Genomic DNA, 24,341 nt, shown 5'->3' with positions numbered 1-24,341 from the left:
GTCGGCCGGTCCGGCCTCGGCCGGCCGGCGGCGGGTCAGAGCTTGCGCAGGGAGAGCCGCTGGACCTTGTGGTCGGGGCCCTTGCGCAGGACCAGGGTGGCGCGCCCGCGCGTCGGGGCCACGTTCTCCTGGAGGTTGACGCCGTTGATCGTGCGCCACATCGTCCGCGCGTAGTCCAGTGCCTCCTCCTCGGAGACCTGGGTGTACCTGCGAAAGTACGAGGACGGGTCCTGGAACGCGGTCTCGCGCAGCTTGCGGAAGCGGTTGAGGTACCAGCGCTCGATGTCCTCCGGACGCGCGTCCACGTACACGGAGAAGTCGAAGTAGTCGGCGAGACCGACCCGGGTGCGCCCGTCCTTGCCGGGCAGGGCGGGCTGGAGGACGTTGAGGCCCTCGACGATCAGGATGTCGGGGCGGCGCACGGTCAGCCGTTCGCCCGGGACGATGTCGTAGATGAGGTGCGAGTAGACGGGCGCGGACACCTCGTCCTTGCCGGCCTTGATGTCGGCGACGAAACGGGTCAGGGCGCGGCGGTCGTACGACTCGGGGAAGCCCTTCCGCGACATCAACCCCCGGTCCCGGAGCTCCTTCATCGGGTAGAGGAACCCGTCGGTGGTGACCAGTTCGACGCGCGGGTGCTCGGGCCAGCGGGCGAGCAGCGCCTGCAGCAGCCGGGCCACCGTGGACTTGCCGACGGCGACGGAGCCCGCGACGCCTATGACGAACGGGGTGCCGCGCTGGGTACCGTGGCCGTTGCCGGCCTCGCCGAGGAAGGTGTTGAGGGCGCCGCGGAGATTGGCGGTGGCCCCGACGTACAGGTTGAGCAGCCGGGACAGCGGCAGATAGATGTCCCGTACCTCGTCGAGGTCGATGACGTCACCGAGGCCGCGGAGCCGCTCGACCTCGGCGGCGGTCAGCGGCAGCGGCGTCTTCTCGCGGAGGGCGCTCCACTCCTCACGGGTCAGGTCGACATACGGGGACGCCTCGGTCCGGTCGCCCCTGCGGCTTCGTGGCGGCGAAGTGATCACATGCTCATTGTCGGGGCTGAGGGCGGGTCGTGGGGGGTGGGCTCGGTCACGCGGGGCCGGACCCCGCCGGGTGGTCACGGGGCGTCATGCACCGGGCACCGGCGCACCCGGCACGGTCGCCTCGCCGACCGCTTCCGCCGCCGACCGCTTCCGCCGCCGGCCGCTCGGCCGACCCGCGACGGACCGCCGCGCTCACGCGGTCCGCGACGGCGGCGGGCGGGGCGCCGGAGTCGTAGGCTGCCGCCATGTGCGGAATCGTGGGTTACGTGGGAGCGCAGTCCGCGCTCGATGTCGTCATCGCCGGGCTCAAGCGGCTCGAATACCGGGGCTACGACTCGGCAGGCGTGGCCGTCCTCTCCGACGGAGGGCTGGCCGCGGCCAAGAAGGCCGGGAAGCTGCTCAACCTGGAGAAGGAACTCACCGACCGGCCGCTGCCGAGCGGTTCCACGGGCATCGGGCACACCCGGTGGGCCACCCACGGCGGCCCCACCGACGCCAACGCCCATCCGCACCTGGACAACGCCGGGCGCGTCGCCGTCGTCCACAACGGCATCATCGAGAACTTCGCCGTGCTGCGGGCCGAACTCGCCGAGCGCGGCCACGACCTGGCCTCCGAGACGGACACGGAGGTCGTGGCCCATCTGCTCGCCGAGGAGTTCTCGTCCTGCGGTGAACTCGCCGAGGCCATGCGGCTGGTGTGCCGGCGGCTGGACGGCGCGTTCACCCTGGTCGCGGTCCACGCGGACGAGCCCGACGTCGTCGTCGGCGCGCGGCGCAACTCCCCGCTCGTCGTCGGTGTCGGCGACGGTGAGGCGTTCCTGGCCTCGGACGTCGCCGCGTTCATCGCCCACACGCGCTCGGCCGTCGAGCTCGGGCAGGACCAGGTCGTCGAACTCCGGCGCGACGGCGTCACGGTGACCGATTTCCACGGCGCGCCCGCGGAGGTGCGCTCGTACCACGTGGACTGGGACGCCTCCGCCGCCGAGAAGGGCGGCTACGACTACTTCATGCTCAAGGAGATCGCCGAGCAGCCGAAGGCCGTCGCCGACACGCTTCTCGGGCGGATCGACGCGGAGGGCTCGCTCACGCTCGACGAGGTGCGTATCCCCGCCGCGGTGCTGCGGGAGGCGCACAAGGTGGTGATCGTGGCGTGCGGCACGGCGTTCCACGCCGGTCTCATCGCCAAGTACGCCATCGAGCACTGGACGCGGATCCCGTGCGAGGTGGAGCTGGCGAGCGAGTTCCGCTACCGCGACCCGATCCTCGACCAGCGCACCCTCGTCATCGCCATCTCGCAGTCCGGCGAGACCATGGACACGCTCATGGCGCTGCGCCACGCCCGCGAGCAGGGTGCGAAGGTCCTCGCCATCTGCAACACCAACGGCTCCACGATCCCGCGCGAGTCGGACGCCGTGCTCTACACGCACGCCGGGCCGGAGGTCGCCGTCGCCTCGACCAAGGCGTTCCTGACCCAGCTGGTGGCCTGCTACCTGGTCGCGCTGTACCTGGGGCAGGTGCGCGGCACCAAGTGGGGCGACGAGATCCGGGCCGTCATCCGGGACCTCTCGCAGATCGCCACCCAGGTGGACCAGGTCCTGGAGACCATGGAGCCGGTGCGCGAGCTCGCCCGTTCGCTGGCCCGCAAGAACACGGTGCTCTTCCTCGGCCGGCACGTCGGTTACCCGGTGGCCCTGGAGGGCGCGCTGAAGCTCAAGGAACTCGCCTACATGCACGCCGAGGGCTTCGCCGCCGGCGAGCTCAAGCACGGGCCCATCGCCCTGATCGAGAACGACCTGCCCGTGGTCGTCGTCGTGCCGTCGCCGCGCAGCCGTTCCGTGCTGCACGACAAGATCGTGTCCAACATCCAGGAGATCCGGGCCCGCGGCGCCCGCACCATCGTCATCGCCGAGGAGGGCGACGCGGCGGTCGAGGCGTACGCCGACCACCTGATCAGCATCCCGCAGACGCCGGCGCTGCTCCAGCCGATGGTCGCGACCGTCCCCCTCCAGGTCTTCGCCTGCGAACTCGCCACCGCCCGGGGCAACGAGGTGGACCAGCCGCGCAACCTGGCGAAGTCGGTCACCGTCGAATGATCATTGGGGTGGGGATCGACGTCGCCGAGATCGACCGCTTCGAGGAGGCGCTGCGCCGGACACCTGCGATGGCCGACCGGCTCTTCCTGCGGAGCGAGCTGTTCCTCCCGAGCGGGGAACGGCGCGGAATCGCCTCCCTCGCGGCGCGCTTCGCCGCGAAGGAGGCGGTCGCCAAGTCGCTGGGTGCACCGGCAGGGCTGCTCTGGACGGACTGCGAGGTCTACGTGGAGGACTCCGGCAGGCCGCGCCTCCGGGTCACCGGCACGGTGGCGTCGGCGGCGCGGGAGCGGGGGGTGCGGTCGTGGCACATCTCGCTGAGCCATGACGCGGGGGTGGCGTCGGCGATGGTGGTCGCGGAGGGGTAGGGCGCGGCGCGTCCCGGGCGGCGGGCCCCTGCCGGTCGGACCGCCTGGGGTCGCTCCCGGCCCGGAACGGCTGGTCGGCGGGCGCCGACGGCGCTCCGCCGGTGGAACCGAGTGCTTTTCGGCGTCCCGCCCAGGGGGTGGGATCCGCCCTCCTCGCGTCTCCCCAGCGCCTGCCGCGCCACGACCTGCGCGGCGGCCGGGTCCGACCGGGTCCGACCGGGACCGGCCGCAGCGGGTGGCGCCGTCGAGAGCGAGCCAACGTCACGCCACCGCAAGCGCCGCGCACGCGCGCACGGCATGCTTCTGAGCATGCGTCATGCCTACAGCGTCGACACCGTAAGGGCCGCCGAGGCCGAACTGATGGCCGAGCTGCCGGAGGGTGCCCTCATGCAGCGGGCCGCCGCGGGGGTCGCCGCGGCGGTCACCGGACTGCTGCCCCGCGTCTCCAGCGCCCGGGTCGTCCTGCTCGTCGGCAGCGGCGACAACGGCGGCGACGCCCTGTACGCGGGCGCCCGGCTGGCCCGCCGCGGCGCCGGCGTGAGCGCGGTGCTGCTCGCCCCGGACCGCGTCCACCGCGGCGGGCTCGAGGCGCTGCGGGCCGCCGGGGGCCGGGTCGCCGAGGACCCTTTCGGAGTGCTCGCCGTCGCCGACGTCGTCCTCGACGGCATCACCGGCATCGGCGGCCAGGGCGGTCTGCGCCCGGACGCGGTCCCGCTCGCGCGGGCCGCGCGGGGCTCCGGCGCGACGGTCGTCGCCGTCGATCTGCCGAGCGGCGTAGAGGCGGACACCGGCGAGGTGAAGGGCGAGGCCCTGCGCGCCGACGCCACCGTCACCTTCGGCACCTACAAACCGGGCCTGCTCGTCGACCCGGCGCACGAGTACGTGGGTGCCGTGCGGCTCGTCGACATCGGTCTCGGTCCCCGGCTGCCGTCCGTACCGGACCTGGAGGCGCTGCAACACGCGGACGTGGCACGCCTGCTGCCGGTGCCCGCCGCCGAGAGCGACAAGTACCGTCGCGGGGTCGTCGGCGTCGTGGCCGGATCGGCCCGCTACCCGGGCGCCGCGGTGCTCGCCGTGGCGGGCGCGGTGCACGGCGGCGCCGGGGCCGTTCGGTACGTGGGGCCCGGGGCGGACGCGGTGATCGCCCGGTTCCCGGAGGTGCTGGTGCACGGCTGGCCGCCGTCCCGGGCGGGCCGGGTGCAGTCCTGGGTCGTCGGACCGGGCCTGGGCGACGGTCCGGGGGTGGCGGAGGTGCTGGAGTCCGACGTCCCGGTCCTGGTCGACGCCGACGGTCTCCGGGGCCTCGACCCGGACACGCTGCGGGCCCGCAGCGCCCCGACGCTGCTCACTCCGCACGCGGGCGAGGCGGCCGTGCTGCTCGGGGTGGAGCGCGGGGAGGTGGAGGCCGCGCGGCTCGGCTCCGTACGGGCGCTGGCCGCCAAGTACGGTGCCACGGTGCTGCTGAAGGGCTCCACGACGCTCGTGGCCGACGCGGACGGCCGTCGTCCGGTCAGGGTGAACCCGACGGGTACCTCCTGGCTCGCCACGGCCGGCAGCGGCGACGTGCTGTCGGGGCTCGCCGGCTCGCTTCTCGCGGCCGGCCTCGAACCGCTCGACGCCGCATCGGCCGCCGCGTACCTGCACGGCCTGGCGGCGCGGCTCGCCTCGCGGGGCGCCCCGGTCACCGCACAGGACGTGGCGGGGGCGATTCCCCGGGCCTGGCGCGACACGCGGACACCCTGACGTGCCGCGGGCCACAGCGCGCGGGTGAGCAGGGCCACTGTTGGCCGTTGCCGTACGAACCGAGCGGCGGGCCTCTGAGAGACTGAGCGCGATGACTCAGAACGCACCTTTCCGTGCCCGTGCCGAGATCGACCTCGCCGCGCTGCGCGCCAACGTCCGCGCACTGCGCGCGCGGGCGCCCCGCGCCGCCCTCATGGCCGTGGTCAAGTCGGACGCGTACGGGCACGGGATGGTGCCCTGCGCGCGAGCCGCCCTGGCCGCGGGTGCCGACTGGCTGGGCACCGCGACGCCGGAGGAGGCGCTCGGACTGCGGGCCGCCGGGATCGGCGGCCGAATGATGTGCTGGCTGTGGACGCCCGGAGGCCCCTGGCGCGAGGCGGTCGAGGCGGACCTGGACGTGGCGGTCAGCGGCATGTGGGCGCTGCGCGAGGTGACGAGGGCCGCCGCCGGGGCCGGCCGCCGCGCGAGGATCCAGCTCAAGGCGGACACGGGCCTCGGGCGCAACGGCTGCCCGCCGGCCGACTGGGCGGAACTGGTCGCGGCGGCCCGGGCCGCCGAGGAGGCGGGCACCGTCAGGGTCACCGGCCTCTGGTCGCACTTCGCCTGCGCCGACGAGCCCGGTCACCCTTCCGTCGCCGCCCAGCTGTCCGTCTTCAAGGACCTGGTGGCGTACGCGGAGAAGGAGGGCATCGAGCCGGAGGTGCGGCACATCGCCAACTCCGCGGCCACGCTGACCCTTCCGGAGAGCCACTTCGACCTGGTGCGCACGGGCGTCGCGGTGTACGGGATCTCGCCGAGCCCGGAGCTGGGCACGCCCGCCGACTTCGGGCTGCGCCCGGTGATGACGCTCAGGGCGTCGGTGGCGCTGGTGAAGCGCGTCCCCGCCGGACACGGCGTCGGTTACGGGCACCACTACGTCACCGGTGGCGAGACCACCCTCGGCCTGGTGCCGGTGGGGTACGCGGACGGCATTCCGAGGCACGCCTCCGGTCGCGGACCTGTGCTGGTCGGCGGCGAGTGGCGGCGGGTGGCCGGCCGGGTGGCGATGGACCAGTTCGTCGTCGACCTCGGTCCCGAGGGGAAGTCGGTCGAGGAGGGCGCCGAGGCGGTGCTGTTCGGCCCGGGCGACCGGGGCGAGCCGACCGCCCAGGACTGGGCGGACGCGGCGGACACGATCGCCTACGAGATCGTGACCCGGATCGGGGCGCGCGTCCCGCGTGTCCATCTCCACGAGGGCGACGGCACGGCATCCGGCGACTGACCGGACGACCAGGAGACGACGACCAGTAGGAGCGGCACGGTGAGCGAGAACAGCGCGGGGGACGTGGCGGCGGCGGTGACCGACGCCGCCACGGGGAACTGGCGCCGGGCGGGTGTCGCCGGCGCCGCCATAGGGGTGATCGCCGCCGGTGCGGCGGCGGGCGTCGCGATGGAGCGGATGACCGTCGGCCGTGGCATGCGCCGGAAGGCCAGGCTCGCCCTGGACGCCTCGGGGCCGTACGGGGCGCTTCGCGGCACTCCGGGCAGGGCCGTCGCCGACGACGGCACGGCCCTGTACTTCGAGACGGACGAGGTGGACCCGGAGGCGGGCGGCACCGCGCCGCGCAGGCGCAGGTTGTTCGGCCGCAAGGCCCCCGCGCCGGTGACCGTCGTGTTCTGCCACGGCTACTGCCTCAACCAGGACTCCTGGCACTTCCAGCGGGCCGCGCTGCGCGGGCTGGTCCGTACCGTCCACTGGGACCAGCGCAGCCACGGCCGGTCGGGGCGGGGCGCCGCCCAGACCGGCCCGGACGGGGTGCCGGTCTCCATCGACCAGTTGGGCCGTGATCTGAAGGCGGTGGTCGACGAGGCCGCCCCGGAGGGGCCGCTGGTGCTGGTGGGCCATTCGATGGGCGGTATGACGCTGATGGCGCTGGCCGCCGCGCACCCGGAGCTGATCCGGGAGAGGGTCGTGGGCGCCGCGTTCGTCGGTACCTCGGCCGGTCGGCTCGGCGAGGTGAACTACGGCCTCCCGGTGGCGGGTGTGAACGTGGTGCGCCGGGTGCTGCCGGGGGTCCTGAGGGCGCTCGGCTCGCAGGCGGAGCTGGTGGAGCGGGGCCGGAGGGCGACGGCCGACCTCTTCGCCGGTCTGATCAAGCGCTACTCGTTCAGCTCCAGGGACGTGGACCCGGCGGTGGCCAGGTTCGCCGAGCGGATGATCGAGGGAACGCCGATCGACGTCGTCGCCGAGTTCTACCCGGCCTTCGCGGAGCACGACAAGGCGGCGGCGCTGGACGTCTTCCAGGAGGTCCCGGTGCTGGTGCTGGCCGGGGACCGAGACCTGGTCACTCCCAGCTCGCACAGCGAGGCGATCGCGGACCTGCTGCCGGACGGGGAACTGGTCATCGTCCCGGACGCGGGGCACCTGGTGATGCTGGAGCACCACGAGGTGGTCACCGACCGGCTGGCGGACCTGCTGGTGCGGGTCGGGGCGGTCCCGGCAGCGGCTAACGTTGGCACGTATGGAAGCACCGCACAGCCCGGCGGCTGAGACCGCTCACCCGTCCGCCGTCCGTCTGACCCTCATCTCGCCGGAGCAGACGCAGGAGCTGGGCCGCCGGCTCGCCAAGCTGCTGCGGCCCGGTGACCTCGTGATGCTCACCGGCGAGCTCGGCGCCGGCAAGACGACCCTGACACGGGGGCTCGGCGAGGGCCTGGGCGTGCGCGGCGCCGTCACTTCCCCGACCTTCGTGATCGCCCGGGTACACCCGTCCCTGGTCGGCGGACCCGCGCTGGTGCACGTGGACGCCTACCGGCTGGGCGGCGGGCTGGACGAGATGGAGGACCTCGACCTCGACGTGTCGCTGCCGGAGTCGGTCGTCGTCGTGGAGTGGGGCGACGGCAAGGTCGAGGACCTGTCGGAGGACCGCCTGCACGTGGTCGTCCACCGCGTCGTGGGCAGCACGGACGACGACCGCCGCCAGGTCACGCTCACCGGTGTCGGTCCGCGCTGGGCGGACGCCGGACTGACCGGGCTCAGCGCCTGAGCGCCCCCGCCGGGTCCGGACGTCCGGCGTCCGGCCGGGACTCCTCGCCCGGCCGTGTGTACGTTCCGACAAGACGTCGGCAAGGTGTTGCGTCCGCCGCTCCGGACATGGTCACATTGAGGACAGTACGTGGTTAGGTCTGCCTAACCGCGCCTGCCCCCGGAGCACCAGGAGGCATCCATGCCGCCGTCCGAACACGGAACGCAGTCGCGGCCGAAGCCGTCGTCCCGGCCGTCGCCGGCGGCGTTCTCCATGCGTGATCTGCTGGCGTCGTGCGCTGCGGCCAGCGCGGTCTCCACACCGCCTCGCGACCGCGGCGAGTCCGTACCGGCCGGGGACTCCCCCGTGGAGCGGGAACCCCACCGCGACGCGGCGTAGTCCGTTCGAGCGAAACTCCGGGGCGCCGTGAGCGGCCTTCCGGAAGCCGCGGCGCGCGGGTCCCCCTGCTCCGCTACGGCACGACGACGATCTTCGACCCGATCGTCGCGAACGTCCACATGGCGTCGCCGTCGGCCCGCTTCATGCGTACGCCGCCGGTCTTCCTCCGCGGGTCCGGGCTCGCCATCGACCCGTCCACGGCGGCACTGAAGCCGATCGACACGTCGTCGACCTTGGCGAACCGCACGACGTGCTCGATCTCCACGCCGTCCGAACCCTCGATCCGGCCGCTGCGCGACGTCACCTCGTATGTGCCGGGCCGCGGGCTGACCGTGCTGGGTGCGACCGGGAACGTCTGGGTGAGCTGCCCCGCGCCGACCAGCCAGACCCTGCGCTCGGCGAGCGAGTAGACGACGCGCACGCCCTTGCCGGACCCCGTGGGGACGGCCAGCGGGTCCTTCCGCGGGCCCTCGGCGGCCGCCGAGGGACGGGCGCTGGGGGCGGCCGCGGCGGGCTTCCCCAGGTCCGCCGGCACGTTCGCGGAAGCCTGGTAGGCGAGGAACGCGACGACGGCGAGGGCCGCGGCGGTGAGCCCGGCCACCGTTCCCGAGCTGCTCCTTGCCACGCCTGCTCCCCTCGCTCGCACACCTGCCTGAGTGACGGTAGCAGCAGGGGAGCGGCGGGACGGGACGCCGTGCCTCCCCCGCGGTGGCCGTAGGCTGTTTGCGTGCTCTTGCTCGCCCTTGATACCGCCACGCCCGCCGTCACCGTCGCCCTCCACGACGGCGACTCCGTCGTCGCCGAGTCCACCCAGGTCGACGCCCGCCGGCACGGGGAGCTGCTGCTGCCCTCCGTCGACCGGGTCCTCGCCTCCGCCGGGCTGAAACTCGAAGCGGTCACCGGTCTCGTCGTCGGCGTCGGGCCCGGCCCGTACACCGGACTGCGCGTGGGCCTGGTCACCGCCGCCACCTTCGGCTCGGCACTCGGGGTGCCGGTCCACGGACTGTGCACGCTGGACGGGCTGGCGTACGCCTCCGGGCTGGAGGAGCCGTTCGTGGTCGCCACGGACGCGCGGCGCAAGGAGGTCTACTGGGCGCGGTACGACGGCTTCCGCACGAGGGTCGGCGAGCCCGGGGTCGACCGGCCCGCCGAGATCGCCGAGGAGGTCGCGGGGCTCCCCGCGGTCGGCGCCGGCGCCCTGTTGTACCCGGAGGTCTTCCCGCACGCCCGGGGCCCCGAGTACCAGTCGGCGGCCGCCCTCGCCGCGCTGGCCGCCGGGAAGCTGGCCGCGGGCGAGGAACTGCTGCCGCCGCGCCCGCTGTACCTGCGCCGGCCGGACGCCCAGGTGCCCAAGAACTACAAGGTGGTCACGCCGCAGTGAGCGTCCCTGTCCTGCGCGGGATGCGCTGGTGGGACATCGCGCCGGTGCTGGACCTCGAGTACGAGCTGTTCCCGGAGGACGCCTGGTCCCCGGGGATGTTCTGGTCCGAGCTGGCGCACGCGCGCGGCCCGCAGGCGACGCGCCACTACGTGGTCGCCCAGGACCCGGCGGAGGGGCGGATCGTCGGCTACGCGGGCCTCGCGGCTGCCGGCGGACTCGGTGACGTCCAGACCATCGCCGTCGCCCGCGACCAGTGGGGCACGGGCCTCGGCGCCCGGCTCCTCACCGACCTGCTGCAGCACGCGACCGCCTTCGAGTGCGACGAGGTCCTGCTCGAAGTACGGGTGGACAACACCCGGGCCCAGAAGCTGTACGAGCGCTTCGGCTTCGAGCCGATCGGCTTCCGCCGCGGCTACTACCAGCCCGGCAACATCGACGCCCTCGTGATGCGGCTGCACGTACACGACGCACAAGGAACCGGAAACCATGGCTGACGAACCCCTCGTACTCGGTATCGAGACGTCCTGCGACGAGACCGGCGTCGGCATCGTCCGCGGGACGACGCTCCTCGCCGACGCCATCGCCTCCAGCGTCGACGAGCACGCGCGCTTCGGCGGGGTCGTGCCCGAGGTCGCCTCCCGCGCCCATCTGGAGGCGATGGTCCCGACGATCGAGCGAGCCCTGAAGGAGGCCGGGGTCACCGCCGGTGACCTCGACGGCATCGCGGTCACCGCCGGCCCGGGACTCGCCGGCGCGCTGCTCGTGGGCGTCTCCGCCGCCAAGGCGTACGCGTACGCCCTGGGCAAGCCGCTCTACGGCGTGAACCACCTCGCCTCGCACATCTGCGTCGACCAGCTGGAGCACGGCCCGCTGCCCGAGCCGACGATGGCCCTGCTGGTCTCCGGCGGGCACTCCTCGCTGCTGCTCGCGCCCGACATCACCGCCGACGTGCGGCCCATGGGGGCGACGATCGACGACGCCGCGGGCGAGGCGTTCGACAAGATCGCCAGGGTGCTGGACCTCGGCTTCCCCGGCGGCCCGGTCATCGACCGGCTCGCGAAGGAGGGCGACCCGGAGGCGATCGCCTTCCCGCGCGGGCTGACCGGTCCCCGCGACCCCGCGTACGACTTCTCCTTCTCCGGGCTGAAGACGGCCGTGGCCCGCTGGATCGAGGCCAAGCGCAATGCGGGCGAGGACGTTCCCGTGCGGGACGTCGCCGCCTCCTTCCAGGAGGCTGTGGTCGACGTGCTGACCCGGAAGGCCGTGCGCGCCTGCAAGGACGAGGGGGTCGACCACCTGATGATCGGCGGCGGGGTCGCCGCGAACTCCCGGCTGCGCGCGATGGCCGAGGAACGCTGCGAGCGCGCCGGGATCCGGTTGCGGGTGCCCCGGCCGAAGCTGTGCACGGACAACGGGGCCATGGTCGCCGCGCTCGGGGCGGAGATGGTCGCCAGGAACCGGCCCGCCTCGGACTGGGAGCTGTCCGCCGACTCGTCGCTGCCGGTGACCGATCCGCACGTGCCGGGTGAGCACCACCACGGCCGTGTGCACGACCACGACCATGTGCACGAGATCAGCAAGGACAACCTGTACTCATGACCGTCGTCACCCTGATGTGGGAGGCCAGGGCGGCCTCCGGGCGGGGCGGGGAACTGCTGGAGTGGGCCCGCGCCCAGACCCTCGGCACGGCCCCGCTGCGCCGGGAGACCTTCCGGGCGCCGGGCGAGCGGGTGCTGGTGCTGACCTGGTGGGAGACGGACGGTCCGGACGACGAGCTGCCCGAACTGCCGGACCCGGACGCCGAGCTGGTCGGCCGGCCGGTGCACCGGTGGCGCTTCCAGTCGCTCGACTTCTCCGGAGCGGACTTCACCGGCGGCTGATCCCTCGTCGGGCCGGCCGCCCGGGGCGGGGTACGGCCGCGCCCGCCTGGCGTCAACTCCCCTCTGCGTGCGCCGGGTCGGGCCGGAAGGCGCCCGCCGGGGCGGGCGATAGCCTCGTACACATGTCCCGACGCACGCCCCTTCCGCCACCGCCGCCCCCGCGGAGATCCGCACCTGGCCCGATCGCGAGGCGATGCTCGCCGATCGTGCCGCGGTGCTCCAGGGGCTGACGGGACGACTGCTCGGCTGGGGCCTGGTGGGGGCGGGTCTGGCCGGCTCCGACCGCTGGGTGGCGGAGGTGGCCGGTGCCGCCAAGGCGGTTCGCACTACCGCTGGGCGGCGCGGCTGACCTCGGCAGTCCCCTCCGCCGCGGCGCCCGGGGCGGCGCACGGCTGACGGCGGGCGCCCCCCGCCGCACCCGACGCCGCGTCAGGCACCCGCCGGAGCCCCGATCAGCACGGTGGGCGCACCGGCCACGCGGGTCAGGAAGACCGTGGCCGCGTTCGGCCCGCTCGGCTTCACCTTGCGGCGCAGCTCCTCGGGTTCGACCGCCGACCCGCGCTTCTTGACGGTGAGCGTGCCGACTTCCCGTTCACGCAGCAGGGCCTTGAGCTTCTTCAGGTTGAAGGGGAGTTCGTCGGTGATCTCGTACGCGGTCGCGTACGGCGTCGGGCGCAGCTCGTCGGCGGTGATGTACGCGATCGTCCCGTCGAGCAGGCCGCCGTCGAGTTCCTCGGCGACCTCCGCGACCAGATGGGCGCGGATGACGGCGCCGTCGGGCTCGTAGAGGTAGCGGCCGGTCCTCCGTACCCGGGGGTCGGGCAGCCCGCGTCCGACGAGTGGGGCACCCGACGGCAGCAGCGTGGCGCGCCGGGTGCCCGGCGCGGTGCCGAACCAGAGCACGGCCTCCTTCACGTCCCCGTGGTCGGAGATCCACTCGGCCTCGGCGTCCTCGGGGATCGCCTCGTGCGGGATGCCCGGGGCGATCTTGAGGGCCGCGAAACGGGCCGTGCGGGCCGTCCCGACGGCCCAGGACAGCGGTGGCGAGTACGCCTCCGGGTCGAAGATCCGGCCGCTGCCGCCCTTCGGTCCGCGCCCTCCTCCCGGCCGCCCGGCGCGGCGGGCGGGGTCGACGAAGACGGCGTCGTGGGAGGAGGTGTCGACCTCGGTGACATCGGCCCGGCGGACCTCGATGAGCGGGGCCAGGCCCAGAGCCTCGGCATTGGCCCGGGCGACGTCGGCGGTGAACGGATCGCGGTCCACGGCGAGTACGGAGATCCCGGCGCGGGCGAGCGCGATCGCGTCGCCGCCGATCCCGCAGCACAGATCCGCGACGCTCCGCACCCCGAGTTCCGCGAACCGGGCGGCTCGGTGGGCGGCGACGGACGCCCGCGTCGACTGCTCCACACCGTTGGGCGTGAAGTACATCCGGTAGGCGTCCTCCACGCCGAACTTGGCCACCGCGCGCTGCCTCAGCCGTGCCTGCGTCAGCGCGGCCGAGACCAGCTCGGCCGGGTGGTCGCGGCGCAGCCGGGTGGCGACGCCCAGCTCCTGTCCCGGGTCGTAGTCGCGCAGGGCGGTGAGCAGGGCCTGCCCTTCGTGGGTGAGCAGGGGGGCGAGCGGGGAGGGTGAGCCGGCGTCGTTCACCCGGCCATTGTCGGCCAGCCGGGGGACGGTCTGCGGCCGGGCGGCGCTGTCGGGCCTTCGCGGGCGCGCGGCGCTGACAGGATGCGACGCCATGCAGCAAGTACGACAAAACGAAAAGAAGCCAGCAATTCGGCGCAGACGTATGTGGATGTGCGTGCTGCTCGTCATGGCCGTCGGCTCGGGCTGTGCCGCCGAGCCCGGACGGGGCGGAGCCGGGGCCACCGGGAAAGCGGGCGCCACTGCTTCAGTCGCCGCTCCCGCGCACGGTCAGGAGCCGGGGTCGCCGGGGCGGGGGGACCGGAAGGGCGAGGACGCGCGCGAGGGCGCCGGGTCCCGGAAGGCGGAGGGCCGCGGGGAGGGCGGGAAGGAGGGCCGGCGAGACGCCCGGAAGGACTTCGGCGAGGAGGGCGGGGAGCGGGGGAAGAAGGACGAGGGCCGGGAGCGGGCGGGAGGGAAGGCGCCCGCCGGACCGGCCGAGGCGCTCGCGTACGCCAAGCGCACGAAGAAGATCCAGGCCGCCCGGGCTGCCGCCGCCCGGCGCTGGGGCCTCCGGCAGGCCCCACTGCCCGCGCCCCCACCGCCCGACGAGAAGCCGAAGATCGCCACGCGCAAGGGCTTCGAGGTCGACCGCCACAAGGGCCTGCCGCCGGTCTTCACCACCGTGCCCACCAAGCAGAAGGTCGTCTTCCTGACGATCGACGACGGCGCGGAGAAGGACCCGGAGCTGCTGCGGATGATGAGTGAGCTGCGGATCCCGTACAGCGCCTTCCTCAGTGACTACGTCGTCAGGGACGACTACGGCTACTTCGAGAAGATGCAGGACCGCGGCGTCTCCCTGCACAACCACACGCTCACGCATCCCTACCTGCCGGGGATGCCGTACGCGAAGCAGAAAACAGAGATCTGCGGGCAGCAGGCCAGGATCGAGAAGCGGTTCGGCAAGCGACCGCGCCTCTTCCGTCCGCCGTACGGCAGCTACAACCGGGACACCCTGCGCGCCGCCAAGTCCTGTGGTGTGAAGGCCGTGCCGCTGTGGGCGGCGGAGGCGTTCCCCGACCACATGGAATGGCGCGAGTTCGACCGGGACCTGCACCCCGGCGACATCATCCTCACGCACTTCCGCGGCAAGGCGGAGTGGAAGGGTGGCATGCCGGACATGATCCGCCATGTGATGAAGGTCGTGACCGCGAAGGGCTATGCCGTGGCGAGGCTGGAGGACTACGTCTGAGGGGCTGAGGAGGTGTCGGGACGCCGGACGGCCCGCGCGAGGGGACGCACGTCGGACGGCCGTCGGAAACCGGCCGAACACGCAGTGGATTGGCACTCCGCTTGACCGAGTGCTAATCCCGGTCATAGTCTCGGCTCTGGCACTCCCCACCGGAGAGTGCCAACACAGCGACGGGCAGGTCCGGCACCCGCGACGACGGATCCACCTGGTCGCCACCTCAGACAGTTGAACCCCGTGAGATCTCCGAAGGGGGAGGTCGGATCGTGACGACCACCAGCTCCAAGGTTGCCATCAAGCCGCTCGAGGACCGCATTGTGGTCCAGCCGCTCGACGCCGAGCAGACCACCGCCTCTGGCCTGGTCATTCCGGACACCGCCAAGGAGAAGCCCCAGGAGGGCGTCGTCCTGGCCGTCGGCCCGGGCCGCTTCGAGAACGGCGAGCGTCTTCCGCTCGACGTCAAGACCGGCGATGTCGTGCTTTACAGCAAGTACGGCGGCACCGAGGTGAAGTACAGCGGCGAGGAGTACCTCGTCCTCTCGGCCCGCGACGTGCTCGCGATCGTCGAGAAGTAGTTCACCGCAGATTTACCCAGAGCCGCGCCCCTGGCCCCCGCTGATGATGAAGCCGGGCGGCAGGGGCGCGGTTCGCTTTGAGAGGACTTGAGAAGCTCCATGGCGAAGATCCTGAAGTTCGACGAGGACGCCCGTCGCGCCCTTGAGCGCGGCGTCAACAAGCTCGCCGACACGGTCAAGGTGACGATCGGCCCCAAGGGCCGCAACGTCGTGATCGACAAGAAGTTCGGTGCCCCCACCATCACCAACGACGGTGTCACGATCGCCCGTGAGGTCGAGATCGAGGACCCGTACGAGAACCTCGGCGCCCAGCTGGTGAAGGAGGTGGCGACCAAGACCAACGACATCGCGGGTGACGGCACCACCACCGCCACCGTGCTCGCCCAGGCCCTGGTTCGCGAGGGTCTGCGCAACGTCGCCGCCGGCGCCTCACCGGCCGCCCTGAAGAAGGGCATCGACGCCGCGGTCAAGGCCGTCTCCGACGAGCTGATCGCCACCGCGCGCCCGATCGAGGAGAAGTCCGACATCGCCGCCGTCGCCGCGCTGTCCGCCCAGGACCAGCAGGTCGGCGAGCTCATCGCCGAGGCGATGGACAAGGTCGGCAAGGACGGCGTCATCACCGTCGAGGAGTCCAACACCTTCGGTCTGGAGCTGGACTTCACCGAGGGCATGGCCTTCGACAAGGGCTACCTGTCGCCGTACATGGTGACCGACCAGGAGCGTATGGAGGCCGTCCTCGACGACCCGTACATCCTGATCAACCAGGGCAAGATCTCCTCCATCCAGGACCTGCTCCCGCTGCTGGAGAAGGTCATCCAGGCCGGCGCCTCCAAGCCGCTGCTGATCATCGCCGAGGACGTCGAGGGCGAGGCCCTGTCCACCCTCGTCGTCAACAAGATCCGCGGCACCTTCAACGCGGTCGCGGTCAAGGCCCCCGGCTTCGGCGACCGCCGCAAGGCGATGCTGCAGGACATGGCCACCCTCACCGGTGCCACCGTCATCTCCGAGGAGGTCGGCCTCAAGCTCGACCAGGCCGGTCTGGACGTGCTGGGCACCGCCCGTCGCATCACCGTCACCAAGGACGACACCACGATCGTCGACGGCGGCGGCAAGAGCGAGGACGTGGCCGGCCGCGTCGCGCAGATCAAGGCCGAGATCGAGGCCACGGACTCCGACTGGGACCGCGAGAAGCTCCAGGAGCGCCTCGCGAAGCTCGCCGGCGGCGTGTGCGTGATCAAGGTCGGCGCCGCCACCGAGGTGGAGCTGAAGGAGAAGAAGCACCGTCTGGAGGACGCCATCTCCGCGACCCGCGCCGCGGTCGAGGAGGGCATCGTCTCCGGTGGTGGCTCCGCTCTGGTCCACGCCGTCAAGGTGCTGGACGGCAACCTCGGCAAGAACGGCGACGAGGCCACCGGTGTCGCCGTCGTGCGCCGTGCCGCCGTCGAGCCGCTGCGCTGGATCGCCGAGAACGCCGGCCTCGAGGGCTACGTCATCACCGCGAAGGTGGCGGAGCTGGACAAGGGCAACGGCTTCAACGCCGCCACCGGCGAATACGGCGACCTCGTGAAGGCCGGCGTCATCGACCCGGTCAAGGTCACCCGCTCGGCCCTCGAGAACGCCGCCTCGATCGCCTCCCTGCTTCTCACCACCGAGACTCTCGTGGTGGAGAAGAAGGAAGAGGAGCCGGCGGACGCGGGCCACGGCCACGGCCACGCCCACTGACCCGCGGCGGTCCCCCGTCCGTCCAGGACGTACGAAGGTCCCCGCTCCCTCCCGGGAGCGGGGACCTTCCCCGTGCCCGGGCCGGGCAGCTTCGGCCGGGCCGAAGCGTCGGCCGGGGTCACGGCCAGGTGGTCACATCTCCAGCGCCCCGAGTTGCCCCATCAGCCCGAGCCGGTCGTACTGCCACCAGCCCTCGCAGATCAGGCCCTCGTGGAGCCGGTGGACGGTCGTGCCGGTCATCGACGCCTGCCTGCCGGTGGGCGCGAGGCCGAGGAACTCGCCCGTGTGCGTGCCCTCCCACGTCCAGCGGGTGCAGACCCGGTCGGCCTCGGCGACCTGGTCCTCGACGGTGAAGGTGAAGTCGAAGGCGTCCCGCCACATCGCGACCTCGCGGCGGAAGGCGTCGACCCCGATCACGTCCGGCGAGTTGGCCGGGTTGTGATCGTGGTAATCCCGGGTGAGCAGTCCGTCGAGGAGGCCGGGGTCACCGGGAAGGGCCTCGGTGAAGAACCGGGCGCACAGACCCTTGTGCAGCTGCTCGTCGCGGATGACCTCCAGGTCGGTGAAGGTCGGCATGCGGTCGCACAGCGCCACCATCTCCTGGAAGATCCGGTCGGTCTCCGGGAGGTTCGAGTTCCGCATCGCGTCCTCGTACGAGGGAAACTCGACGATCTCCACCACGTGGGTCCCGTCGGAGCGGTCCTGGGCGAGGAGGCTGTGGGTGGCGGTGCGCCTGCCCTTGGTCTGTTCGACCCAGGTGTCCAGGAGCTGGTTGAGCTCGTCGACGCGTTCCGTCTTGCAGTCGATCATCTGTACGAATGTCATGGCGTCTCCCGGCGGATCGGGCGCTGCGTCGGATTACTCCAGTCTAGTGAAATACGCGCATTCTGCCTCGATTTGCCCTGTCGGGGAGAGGTCCGGGCGGATAGGGCGGCCTTCCGGACGGAGCACCCTGGGCCGAGCGGTTCGGCACCGCGGGGACGACCGGCTCGGCGAAGGGGCGGCCCAGCGCGTACCGCTCCACCTCGTCCAGCGCCAGATCCGCCATGCGGTACAGCTCCCGGCCGAGGGAGCCCGCGACGTGCGGAGTCAGCAGGACGTTCGGGAGGTCGTAGAGCGGAGGGTCGGCGGGGGCACCTCGGGTGCGGTGACGTCCAGCACGGCACTGAGGTGGCCGGACAGCAGATCCGGGAGCAGCGCGTCCGTGTCGACCGGCGCGAGTCCCCCCGCGGTTTGACCAGGTCGCGCCGTCGGGCATCAGGGACAGCCTGCGGGCGTCGACCCAGTGGCGGGTGGCCGGGATCTCGGGTGCCTGGACGGTGACGATGCCGCTGCGCAGGCAGAGGTCGTCCAGCGCACCGACTCGGCCCCGGGTGGGCGGCCTCGTCGGCGTCCGCGTACGGGCCGTACAGCAGTACTCGTCACCGCCGCACCGCACGCCGTGAGGGCGGCGAGGGCGGTGTGCGCGCCGGCCATGACTCGGGTGGGGCCGTTCCAACTGCGGCTCACGGCTGGGCTCCTGAGGCTGCGGTACGGGTGCCGGCGTCGGCCGGATGCTTGAGCCGGGTGCGAGCGAAGTCAAGAGCGGGTCCCACAGGTCCGCCTCAGGGCACACCCCGCGCCCGGTCGTGCGCGTGCACTCCCCGACGCTCGTGCACGGCCGTGCCGAGGTCCGGGCGGGCCCCTCGTCACGGGAGTGCCGAGGGCACCCCCGTCCGGCAGACGGCCGGGCGGCCGACCCGGACGGACCGACCGTGCAACCACAGCCCGTACCCGGCTGCACGGTCCGGACCGCCTCCGTTCTCCGGCTCCGCCCTCCAGGCCGGCTCACCCGCTCACCCGCATCTCCGCCCTGCACGGCACGACCCGCCAGGGATCGGACACGCTCCTCGTCCGCACCCGCCTCGCCCACGGCCGAGCCCGGTTCCGCCCCCGTCGCGGCCCTCACCGGGGTCGGGACCGGCGGCCGCACCCTCACGGTGACCCGGCAGGACGGGACTACCGCGGTCCGTACTTGCGGCCCGCCCTGGAGCTGACCCCGCCCAGCAGACCGCGCGGGGCCAGCTTCACCACGCCCATCAGCGCCTTGTAGCGCGGATCGGGGACCGACAGCGTCTTGCCGCGAGACAGATCGGCGAGCGCCGACGACACCAGCTTGTCGGCGTCCAGCCACATCCAGCCCGGGATGTTGTCCGTGCCCATCCCCGCCCGTTCGTGGAACTCGGTGCGCACGAACCCCGGGCAGAGCGCCATCAGCCGAACCCCGGTGCCCGCCAGGTCCCGGGCCGCGCCCTGGGTGAACTGCACGACCCATGCCTTCGACGCCCCGTACGTGCCACGCGGCACGAACGCGGCGACCGAGGCCACGTTCACCACCCCGCCCCGGCCCCGGTCGCGCATGGGCGCGGTGGCCGCGGCCGTCAGCCGCAGCACGGCCTCGCAGTGCACCTTGAGCATCCGCAGTTCGTCGGCCATGGAGACCTCGAGGAAGCGCCCCTTGTTGCCGAACCCGGCGTTGTTGACGAGCAGGTCCACCGTTCGCCTGCGTTCGCCGAGCCGCTGCTCCACGGAGGAGATGCCGTCGTCCTCGGCCAGGTCGGCGGTCAGTACCTCCGCCTCGATGCCGTGCAGGTCGTGGAGTTCGGTGGCCTGCTCCTGGAGGCGCTTGGTGTCCCGGGCGACCAGGACCAGATCGTGTCCGTCCGCCGCGAGCCGCCGCGCGAACGCGGCCCCGATGCCCGCGGTCGAGCCGGTGATGAGTGCTGTCGTCATAGGCGGCACGTTAGTGCGCCGCGTGCACGGGCGCCGTGCGAGTCCGGCCGCGGTGCCGGACCGTCAGCCCTCCCGGCGGGCACGGGAAGCGGGGTGTCACCCGGCCGGACGGGGTACGGGGTCCGGCGTCAGCGTTCCGGCGGGGTGCGGGTGACGGGCCGTCACCCGGTCTGTCGGGGAGGGCCGCCCGGCGGTTGCGGAGCACGCTCGGCCGCCTGGGAGCCGGGCTGCCCGGGGTGGGTATCGGGCCGTCACTCGGTCTGTCGGGGAGGGCCGCCCGGCGGTGTCCCCGCCGCCCGCCCCGTCCCGTCCGGTGCGCGGCCGCGGTCCGTTCCGTCCGGTCTGCGGCCGCGCCCGCCGTCGTCCCGGCCGGCAAGTGCCCGTCGCTCCCGGGTCCCCGGCCTCTGTCCCTGACCCACCCGGCCCCCGGCCCCCGGCCCCCGGCCCCCGGCCCCCGGCCCCCGGCCCCCGGCCCCCGGCCCCCGGCCCGCGGGCACGCCGGAGCACCGTCAGCCGCCGTGCTTCTCCGCGTACTCCCGGGCGACCTCCAGCAACGAGGACTCCATCCACGGCGCCGCGACGAGCGTGCGCGGCAGCAACTCCCGTTCCAGCGTGGCCGCCCTGAACAGCAGCGCGACGGTGATGTCGTGGTCCGGACGGTGCTCGACCCGCACCGGATCGCCCGCCCGGAGCGTCCCCGGTTCGATCACCCGCAGCAGCGCACCCGGCTGCCCTGCCCGGGTGAAGCGCCTGACCCATCCCTTCTCCCCGAGGTGCCCTTGGAAGGTGCCGCAGGGCACCCGGCCGCCCGTGACCTCGAGGACCACCCCCGATCCGATGCGCCAGCGCTCCCCGATCAGCGCTCCGTTCACGTCGAGGCCGGTGGTCGTCAGATTCTCCCCGAACGCGCCGTCCGCCAGCGGCCGGCCCAGCTCCCGCTCCCAGCGGTCGAGGTCCTCGCGGGCGTAGGCGGTGACGGCCCGGTCGTCGCCCCCGTGGAAGCGGGGGTCGCCGATCTCGTCCCCCTCCACCCCGCTCGCGCCGGCACCACCCGGCCCGGGGGCGATGACCCGCACCGGGCCCGCGACGGGCCGCTTGTCCACACCGCTGAGGCCGGAGGCCGCCGAGGTGTGCTCGACGGCCCTGAGCCGCCCCACGTTCACCGAGAGAAGTTCCATGCCCCGACGCTAATCCGACCCACCCAAAGTATCCATCGAATATTTCACCAGCGCTCCAAGTGTCCCTTATGCTAAAGGAGTGATCGAAGCCCGCCATCTCCGCGTCCTGCGTGCCGTGGCCGCTACCGGCTCCTTCTCCGCGGCGGCCCGCGAGCTGGGCTGCACCCAGCCGGCCGTCAGCCAGCAGATGAAGGCCCTGGAGGCGTCCGCGGGGACGCCGCTGCTGGTCCGCACCGGCCGGGAGATGCGCCTCACTCAGGCCGGGGAGGCGCTGGTGCGCCACGCGGCGGGCATTCTGGCCGGGCTCACCGCGGCCGAGGAGGAGGTCGCCGCGATCGCCGGGCTCCGCGCCGGCCGGGTCCGGCTGGTGTCGTTCTCCAGCGGCAGCTCCACGCTGGTGCCCGCTGCCCTCGCCGCCCTGCGTGCCGCGCACCCGGGCACGCGCGTCTCACTGGTCGAGGCGGAGCCGCCCCGATCCGAGGAGATGCTGCGCGAGGGGGACTGCGACGTGGCGCTCGCGTTCCGGTACGGCGCCGGAGGCACGGAGTGGGCTGATCTCGTCGTACGGCCGTTGCTCAGCGACCGGCTGGTGGGGCTGGTGCCCGAGGGGCACCGCCTCGCCGACGCGGGGTCCGTCTCCATCGCGGACCTCGCGGACGAGCCGTGGATCGCCGGGTGTCCCCGCTGCCGCCGCCAGCTCGTGGCGGTCTGCGAGGATTCGGGGTTCACCCCCAGGATCGACTTCGCCACGGACGACTACCCGGCCGTGGTCGGGCTCGTCGGCGCCGGTCTCGGCGTCGCGGTGCTGCCGGAACTCGCACTCGAATCCGTGGTGCCCAAGGGGGCTCGCACGGTGGCGGTGGAACCCTCCGTCCACCGCGAGATCGTCGCCCTGACCCTGCCCGATCTGGCTCAGGTGCCCACGGTCGCGGCCACGCTGGACCGGCTGGCCCTGGCCGCCGCTCGCTGACGCGACGAGAACCCACCCCCGGTGCGCGCCATCAGCTGGACCGTCCCGGATGTGGCCCGGACGATGCAGGAACGTTTCTTCTCAAGTGGTTGAAGGCTCGTTCAGCCCTGCGGCGCGCCCCCCGCGCCCCCTGCCGGGATCAGCCGGTGCCGGGCCCGCCCCATGAGTTCCTCGCGTTCGTCCTCCGTCAGTCCGCCCCAGACCCCGTAGGGCTCCCGGACCGCGAGTGCGTGCGCCGCGCACTCCGCGCGTACCGGGCACCTCATGCAGACCTCTTTCGCCGAGTTCTCGCGCGCACTCCTTGCCGCGCCGCGTTCCCCCTCGGGATGGAAGAAGAGTGAGCTGTCTACCCCACGGCACGCTGCGAGCAGCTGCCAGTCCCACAGATCGGCGTTCGGTCCGGGAAGGCGGGAGAAATCTGCCATAGCGCATGTCCCCTTGTAGCCGTGCTGAGTGGTTCTGAGCTCCGACCGTACATCTACGGTGTAAGTAGATGTAAATATGACTCATTGCGAATCTAGCCGCAGACACCAGTAAATGTGAACAAATGGAGCTAAATGGGGCATAGATGCCCATCTGACATGCAGTTGAGCTGTGTCGCTCTCCTCCGTTCGCGGGTCCTCACGTAGAGTGCCGAAGGTGCCCGGCCCACCCGTAACTCTTTCGAGTGACCGTCGTTGAGAGGGCGGAGGCGGTTGAGAGAACAAGCGCTCGGGCAGAAGTCCGGGGGCGTCAACCGCACAGGTGACGATACGTAACCAGCCTGGAGGCTCAAGGTGACGCGCATCAGCTGCGGAGGGCGGCCATGACATCCGTCCTCGTCTGCGACGACTCCCCGCTCGCCCGAGAGGCGCTCCGCCGCGCGGTGGCAACCGTGCCCGGCGTCGAGCGCGTGACGACCGCGGCCAACGGCGAGGAAGTCCTCCGCCGCTGGGGGGCCGACCGCTCGGATCTGATTCTGATGGACGTACGCATGCCCGGACTGGGCGGCGTCGAGACGGTCCGCCGGCTCCTCTCCGCCGACCCCGGAGCCCGGATCATCATGCTCACCGTCGCCGAGGACCTGGACGGCGTCGCGCTCGCCGTCGCCGCCGGCGCCCGTGGGTACCTGCACAAGGACGCCTCGCGCGCCGAACTGCGGGCCACGGTCACCCAGGCCCTCGCCGACCCGACCTGGCGGCTCGCCCCGCGCCGGCTGCGCTCGGCCGAGATGGGTGCCGCGCCGACCCTCACGGCCCGGGAGATCCAGGTGCTCGAGGGTATGAGCCACGGCAGGTCCAACGCCGAGATCGGGCGTGAGCTGTTCCTCTCCGAGGACACGGTGAAGACACACGCCAGGCGGCTGTTCAAGAAGCTGGGCGCCTCGGACCGGGCGCACGCCGTCGCGCTCGGATTCCGCTGGGGCCTGGTCCGCTGAGCGGTGCCGGGTGGAGCCGGGACCGGTCCCGGCGGGCGAACCGCAGGGGCGCGCGGCCGTCGTGCACGCGACGCGCGCCCGGGGCCTTGTCGCACGGGCCATACGGGCATCGTGAGTCCCGCCCGTCGTACGGTGGGCGGGACGGCGGACGACGGAGGGCGCACGTTTCCCGCGCGATGCCGCATCCTTGAGTTGTGGAGTTCCTCGGGGACGAGTCGGTCGAGCGCAAGGGGAGGGCGCAGGAGATGAGTTCCGGCGCACCTGCTCATAACGCTTCGGTGCACAACTACGGACGCGGTGCCACGGATCAGCGGCAGCCAAGGCACCATGGACCGATGCGCGACGACGAGGCGGCGGCTGCCCAGGGGGCCATCGGTGCCCTCGTTCAGCGTGCCGTCGACGGCGACGACCAGGCCACACACGATCTGCTGGCCCGGGTCCACCCGCTCGCGCTGCGGTACTGCCGCACCCGGCTGAGCCGGCTGCCCGGTGACGCCCGTCACTTCGTCGAGGACCTCGCGCAGGAAGTCTGCGTCGCGGTCCTCATGGCGCTGCCGCGCTACAGGGACACCGGTCGTCCCTTCGAGGCCTTCGTCTTCGCGATCGCCGCGCACAAGGTCGCCGACCTACAGCGGGCCGCCATGCGGCACCCCGGGTCCACCGCGGTGCCGTCCGACGAGATGCCGGAGCGGCCCGACGACTCGCTCGGTCCCGAGGAGCGCGCGCTGCTCAGCGATGACGCGGAGTGGGCCAAGCGGCTCCTCGCCAGTCTCCCGGAGAACCAGCGTGAGCTGCTGGTGCTGAGGGTCGCGGTCGGGCTCACCGCGGAGGAGACCGGACAGATGCTCGGCATGTCGCCGGGCGCGGTCCGCGTCGCGCAGCACCGGGCCCTCAGCAGACTGCGAGCACTCGCGGAGCAGTAGCGTGGAGGGCGGCGGCTG

26 protein-coding genes are annotated in these 24,341 nt (G+C 72.9%); 18 read left to right on the top strand and 8 right to left on the bottom strand.

Going from position 1 to position 24,341, the window contains the following annotated elements:
• Nucleotides 1-35 precede the first annotated feature (35 nt).
• A complete protein-coding gene (coaA, locus tag FEF34_RS14915; RefSeq protein WP_138053640.1) occupies nt 36-1,028 on the bottom strand; it encodes a type I pantothenate kinase in 993 nt (330 codons plus the stop codon).
• Between the two features lie 245 nt (nt 1,029-1,273).
• Between coaA and glmS the strand changes: the two genes are divergently transcribed.
• The 7 genes from glmS to FEF34_RS14880 all read left to right on the top strand — a co-directional run bounded on the left by glmS (nt 1,274) and on the right by FEF34_RS14880 (nt 8,633).
• Complete coding sequence (glmS, locus tag FEF34_RS14910; RefSeq protein WP_138053639.1) at nt 1,274-3,121, top strand: glutamine--fructose-6-phosphate transaminase (isomerizing); 1,848 nt, start codon at nt 1,274-1,276, stop codon at nt 3,119-3,121.
• Nucleotides 3,118-3,486, top strand: a complete 369-nt coding sequence (locus FEF34_RS14905; protein WP_138053638.1) for a holo-ACP synthase — start codon at nt 3,118-3,120, stop codon at nt 3,484-3,486. Before glmS ends, FEF34_RS14905 begins: the two co-directional genes overlap by 4 nt.
• A 309-nt stretch (nt 3,487-3,795) precedes the next feature.
• Complete coding sequence (locus FEF34_RS14900) at nt 3,796-5,229, top strand: NAD(P)H-hydrate dehydratase (protein ID WP_138053637.1); 1,434 nt, start codon at nt 3,796-3,798, stop codon at nt 5,227-5,229.
• A 91-nt stretch (nt 5,230-5,320) separates the two neighbouring features.
• The gene (gene alr, locus FEF34_RS14895; protein WP_138053636.1) at nt 5,321-6,490 is read left to right on the top strand and encodes an alanine racemase; all 1,170 of its coding nucleotides are present in this window, start codon (nt 5,321-5,323) and stop codon (nt 6,488-6,490) included.
• Nucleotides 6,491-6,529: 39 nt separating this feature from the next.
• Complete coding sequence (locus FEF34_RS14890) at nt 6,530-7,759, top strand: alpha/beta fold hydrolase (RefSeq protein ID WP_138053635.1); 1,230 nt, start codon at nt 6,530-6,532, stop codon at nt 7,757-7,759.
• Complete coding sequence (gene tsaE / locus FEF34_RS14885) at nt 7,731-8,255, top strand: tRNA (adenosine(37)-N6)-threonylcarbamoyltransferase complex ATPase subunit type 1 TsaE (protein ID WP_138053634.1); 525 nt, start codon at nt 7,731-7,733, stop codon at nt 8,253-8,255. The genes FEF34_RS14890 and tsaE overlap by 29 nt, the downstream gene beginning before the upstream one ends.
• Nucleotides 8,256-8,435: 180 nt before the next feature.
• Nucleotides 8,436-8,633, top strand: coding sequence for a hypothetical protein (locus FEF34_RS14880; RefSeq protein WP_138053633.1), 198 nt, complete (start codon nt 8,436-8,438; stop codon nt 8,631-8,633).
• A gap of 73 nt (nt 8,634-8,706) precedes the next feature.
• Here FEF34_RS14880 and FEF34_RS14875 read toward each other — a convergent pair whose 3' ends face one another.
• Nucleotides 8,707-9,234, bottom strand: a complete 528-nt coding sequence (locus tag FEF34_RS14875; RefSeq protein ID WP_138057496.1) for a L,D-transpeptidase — start codon at nt 9,232-9,234, stop codon at nt 8,707-8,709.
• A gap of 126 nt (nt 9,235-9,360) precedes the next feature.
• Between FEF34_RS14875 and tsaB the strand changes: the two genes are divergently transcribed.
• From tsaB to FEF34_RS41245, 5 genes are all read left to right on the top strand, one after another.
• Nucleotides 9,361-10,014, top strand: coding sequence for a tRNA (adenosine(37)-N6)-threonylcarbamoyltransferase complex dimerization subunit type 1 TsaB (gene tsaB / locus FEF34_RS14870; RefSeq protein ID WP_138053632.1), 654 nt, complete (start codon nt 9,361-9,363; stop codon nt 10,012-10,014).
• Complete coding sequence (rimI, locus tag FEF34_RS14865; RefSeq protein WP_138053631.1) at nt 10,011-10,508, top strand: ribosomal protein S18-alanine N-acetyltransferase; 498 nt, start codon at nt 10,011-10,013, stop codon at nt 10,506-10,508. Before tsaB ends, rimI begins: the two co-directional genes overlap by 4 nt.
• Nucleotides 10,501-11,613 carry a tRNA (adenosine(37)-N6)-threonylcarbamoyltransferase complex transferase subunit TsaD gene (gene tsaD / locus FEF34_RS14860; RefSeq protein ID WP_138053630.1) on the top strand — a complete coding sequence of 371 codons (1,113 nt, stop codon included), beginning with the start codon at nt 10,501-10,503 and terminating at the stop codon, nt 11,611-11,613. The genes rimI and tsaD overlap by 8 nt, the downstream gene beginning before the upstream one ends.
• Nucleotides 11,610-11,894 carry a hypothetical protein gene (locus FEF34_RS14855; RefSeq protein WP_138053629.1) on the top strand — a complete coding sequence of 95 codons (285 nt, stop codon included), beginning with the start codon at nt 11,610-11,612 and terminating at the stop codon, nt 11,892-11,894. Before tsaD ends, FEF34_RS14855 begins: the two co-directional genes overlap by 4 nt.
• A gap of 193 nt (nt 11,895-12,087) precedes the next feature.
• Nucleotides 12,088-12,243, top strand: coding sequence for a hypothetical protein (locus FEF34_RS41245; RefSeq protein WP_171052739.1), 156 nt, complete (start codon nt 12,088-12,090; stop codon nt 12,241-12,243).
• Between the two features lie 80 nt (nt 12,244-12,323).
• On the opposite strand, the gene FEF34_RS14850 is transcribed toward FEF34_RS41245, so the two are convergent.
• Nucleotides 12,324-13,634 carry a THUMP-like domain-containing protein gene (locus tag FEF34_RS14850; protein ID WP_138053628.1) on the bottom strand — a complete coding sequence of 437 codons (1,311 nt, stop codon included), beginning with the start codon at nt 13,632-13,634 and terminating at the stop codon, nt 12,324-12,326.
• 55 nt (nt 13,635-13,689) lie between these two features.
• On the opposite strand from FEF34_RS14850, the gene FEF34_RS14845 reads away from it, so the two are divergent.
• The 3 genes from FEF34_RS14845 (at nt 13,690) to groL (ending at nt 17,063) form a co-directional block, all read left to right on the top strand.
• Nucleotides 13,690-14,769 carry a polysaccharide deacetylase family protein gene (locus FEF34_RS14845; RefSeq protein WP_138053627.1) on the top strand — a complete coding sequence of 360 codons (1,080 nt, stop codon included), beginning with the start codon at nt 13,690-13,692 and terminating at the stop codon, nt 14,767-14,769.
• 263 nt (nt 14,770-15,032) lie between these two features.
• Nucleotides 15,033-15,341: a co-chaperone GroES gene (gene groES, locus FEF34_RS14840; RefSeq protein WP_017949608.1), complete on the top strand. Its 309-nt coding sequence runs from the start codon at nt 15,033-15,035 to the stop codon at nt 15,339-15,341.
• A 99-nt stretch (nt 15,342-15,440) separates the two neighbouring features.
• Complete coding sequence (groL, locus tag FEF34_RS14835) at nt 15,441-17,063, top strand: chaperonin GroEL (protein ID WP_138053626.1); 1,623 nt, start codon at nt 15,441-15,443, stop codon at nt 17,061-17,063.
• A 132-nt stretch (nt 17,064-17,195) separates the two neighbouring features.
• Here the strand turns inward: groL and FEF34_RS14830 are convergent, their stop codons facing one another.
• The 4 genes from FEF34_RS14830 to FEF34_RS14805 form a co-directional block, all read right to left on the bottom strand.
• Complete coding sequence (locus tag FEF34_RS14830) at nt 17,196-17,888, bottom strand: ester cyclase (RefSeq protein WP_138053625.1); 693 nt, start codon at nt 17,886-17,888, stop codon at nt 17,196-17,198.
• Between the two features lie 43 nt (nt 17,889-17,931).
• The gene (locus tag FEF34_RS14825; RefSeq protein WP_171052961.1) at nt 17,932-18,501 is read right to left on the bottom strand and encodes a Rossmann-fold NAD(P)-binding domain-containing protein; all 570 of its coding nucleotides are present in this window, start codon (nt 18,499-18,501) and stop codon (nt 17,932-17,934) included.
• A gap of 560 nt (nt 18,502-19,061) precedes the next feature.
• Nucleotides 19,062-19,835, bottom strand: coding sequence for an SDR family NAD(P)-dependent oxidoreductase (locus FEF34_RS14815; RefSeq protein WP_138053622.1), 774 nt, complete (start codon nt 19,833-19,835; stop codon nt 19,062-19,064).
• A 509-nt stretch (nt 19,836-20,344) separates the two neighbouring features.
• On the bottom strand, nt 20,345-21,013 hold the full coding sequence (locus tag FEF34_RS14805) for an MOSC domain-containing protein (RefSeq protein ID WP_138053621.1): 669 nt from the start codon (nt 21,011-21,013) through the stop codon (nt 20,345-20,347).
• 79 nt (nt 21,014-21,092) lie between these two features.
• On the opposite strand from FEF34_RS14805, the gene FEF34_RS14800 reads away from it, so the two are divergent.
• Nucleotides 21,093-21,983 (top strand): LysR family transcriptional regulator, encoded by an 891-nt coding sequence (locus tag FEF34_RS14800; RefSeq protein WP_138053620.1) that lies wholly within the window; start codon nt 21,093-21,095, stop codon nt 21,981-21,983.
• A gap of 101 nt (nt 21,984-22,084) precedes the next feature.
• On the opposite strand, the gene FEF34_RS14795 is transcribed toward FEF34_RS14800, so the two are convergent.
• Nucleotides 22,085-22,408, bottom strand: a complete 324-nt coding sequence (locus FEF34_RS14795) for a WhiB family transcriptional regulator (RefSeq protein WP_138053619.1) — start codon at nt 22,406-22,408, stop codon at nt 22,085-22,087.
• A gap of 380 nt (nt 22,409-22,788) precedes the next feature.
• Here FEF34_RS14795 and FEF34_RS14790 point away from each other — a divergent pair, with 380 nt between their 5' ends.
• Together FEF34_RS14790 and FEF34_RS14785 are read left to right on the top strand one after the other, a co-directional pair.
• On the top strand, nt 22,789-23,400 hold the full coding sequence (locus FEF34_RS14790) for a response regulator transcription factor (protein WP_003948568.1): 612 nt from the start codon (nt 22,789-22,791) through the stop codon (nt 23,398-23,400).
• A 335-nt stretch (nt 23,401-23,735) separates the two neighbouring features.
• Nucleotides 23,736-24,323 (top strand): sigma-70 family RNA polymerase sigma factor, encoded by a 588-nt coding sequence (locus FEF34_RS14785; RefSeq protein WP_017949598.1) that lies wholly within the window; start codon nt 23,736-23,738, stop codon nt 24,321-24,323.
• Nucleotides 24,324-24,341: the final 18 nt, after the last annotated feature.

The organism is Streptomyces marianii (assembly GCF_005795905.1).
Classification (GTDB): domain Bacteria; phylum Actinomycetota; class Actinomycetes; order Streptomycetales; family Streptomycetaceae; genus Streptomyces; species Streptomyces marianii.
Note: the sequence above shows the minus strand (reverse complement) of the source record. Positions and strands in the feature narration are given on the sequence as shown.

Excerpts from the sequence above, each read along its gene's own strand:
- glmS (WP_138053639.1), top strand. The coding sequence starts at position 1,274 with ATGTGCGGAATCGTGGGTTACGTGGGAGCGCAGTCCGCGCTCGATGTC.
- FEF34_RS14905 (WP_138053638.1), top strand. The coding sequence starts at position 3,118 with ATGATCATTGGGGTGGGGATCGACGTCGCCGAGATCGACCGCTTCGAG.
- FEF34_RS14900 (WP_138053637.1), top strand. The coding sequence starts at position 3,796 with ATGCGTCATGCCTACAGCGTCGACACCGTAAGGGCCGCCGAGGCCGAA.
- alr (WP_138053636.1), top strand. The coding sequence starts at position 5,321 with ATGACTCAGAACGCACCTTTCCGTGCCCGTGCCGAGATCGACCTCGCC.
- tsaE (WP_138053634.1), top strand. The coding sequence starts at position 7,731 with ATGGAAGCACCGCACAGCCCGGCGGCTGAGACCGCTCACCCGTCCGCC.
- FEF34_RS14880 (WP_138053633.1), top strand. The coding sequence starts at position 8,436 with ATGCCGCCGTCCGAACACGGAACGCAGTCGCGGCCGAAGCCGTCGTCC.
- tsaD (WP_138053630.1), top strand. The coding sequence starts at position 10,501 with ATGGCTGACGAACCCCTCGTACTCGGTATCGAGACGTCCTGCGACGAG.
- FEF34_RS14855 (WP_138053629.1), top strand. The coding sequence starts at position 11,610 with ATGACCGTCGTCACCCTGATGTGGGAGGCCAGGGCGGCCTCCGGGCGG.
- FEF34_RS41245 (WP_171052739.1), top strand. The coding sequence starts at position 12,088 with ATGCTCGCCGATCGTGCCGCGGTGCTCCAGGGGCTGACGGGACGACTG.
- FEF34_RS14850 (WP_138053628.1), bottom strand. The coding sequence starts at position 13,634 with ATGGCGTCGCATCCTGTCAGCGCCGCGCGCCCGCGAAGGCCCGACAGC.
- FEF34_RS14845 (WP_138053627.1), top strand. The coding sequence starts at position 13,690 with ATGTGCGTGCTGCTCGTCATGGCCGTCGGCTCGGGCTGTGCCGCCGAG.
- groL (WP_138053626.1), top strand. The coding sequence starts at position 15,441 with ATGGCGAAGATCCTGAAGTTCGACGAGGACGCCCGTCGCGCCCTTGAG.
- FEF34_RS14830 (WP_138053625.1), bottom strand. The coding sequence starts at position 17,888 with ATGACATTCGTACAGATGATCGACTGCAAGACGGAACGCGTCGACGAG.
- FEF34_RS14815 (WP_138053622.1), bottom strand. The coding sequence starts at position 19,835 with ATGACGACAGCACTCATCACCGGCTCGACCGCGGGCATCGGGGCCGCG.
- FEF34_RS14805 (WP_138053621.1), bottom strand. The coding sequence starts at position 21,013 with ATGGAACTTCTCTCGGTGAACGTGGGGCGGCTCAGGGCCGTCGAGCAC.
- FEF34_RS14795 (WP_138053619.1), bottom strand. The coding sequence starts at position 22,408 with ATGGCAGATTTCTCCCGCCTTCCCGGACCGAACGCCGATCTGTGGGAC.
- FEF34_RS14790 (WP_003948568.1), top strand. The coding sequence starts at position 22,789 with ATGACATCCGTCCTCGTCTGCGACGACTCCCCGCTCGCCCGAGAGGCG.
- FEF34_RS14785 (WP_017949598.1), top strand. The coding sequence starts at position 23,736 with ATGCGCGACGACGAGGCGGCGGCTGCCCAGGGGGCCATCGGTGCCCTC.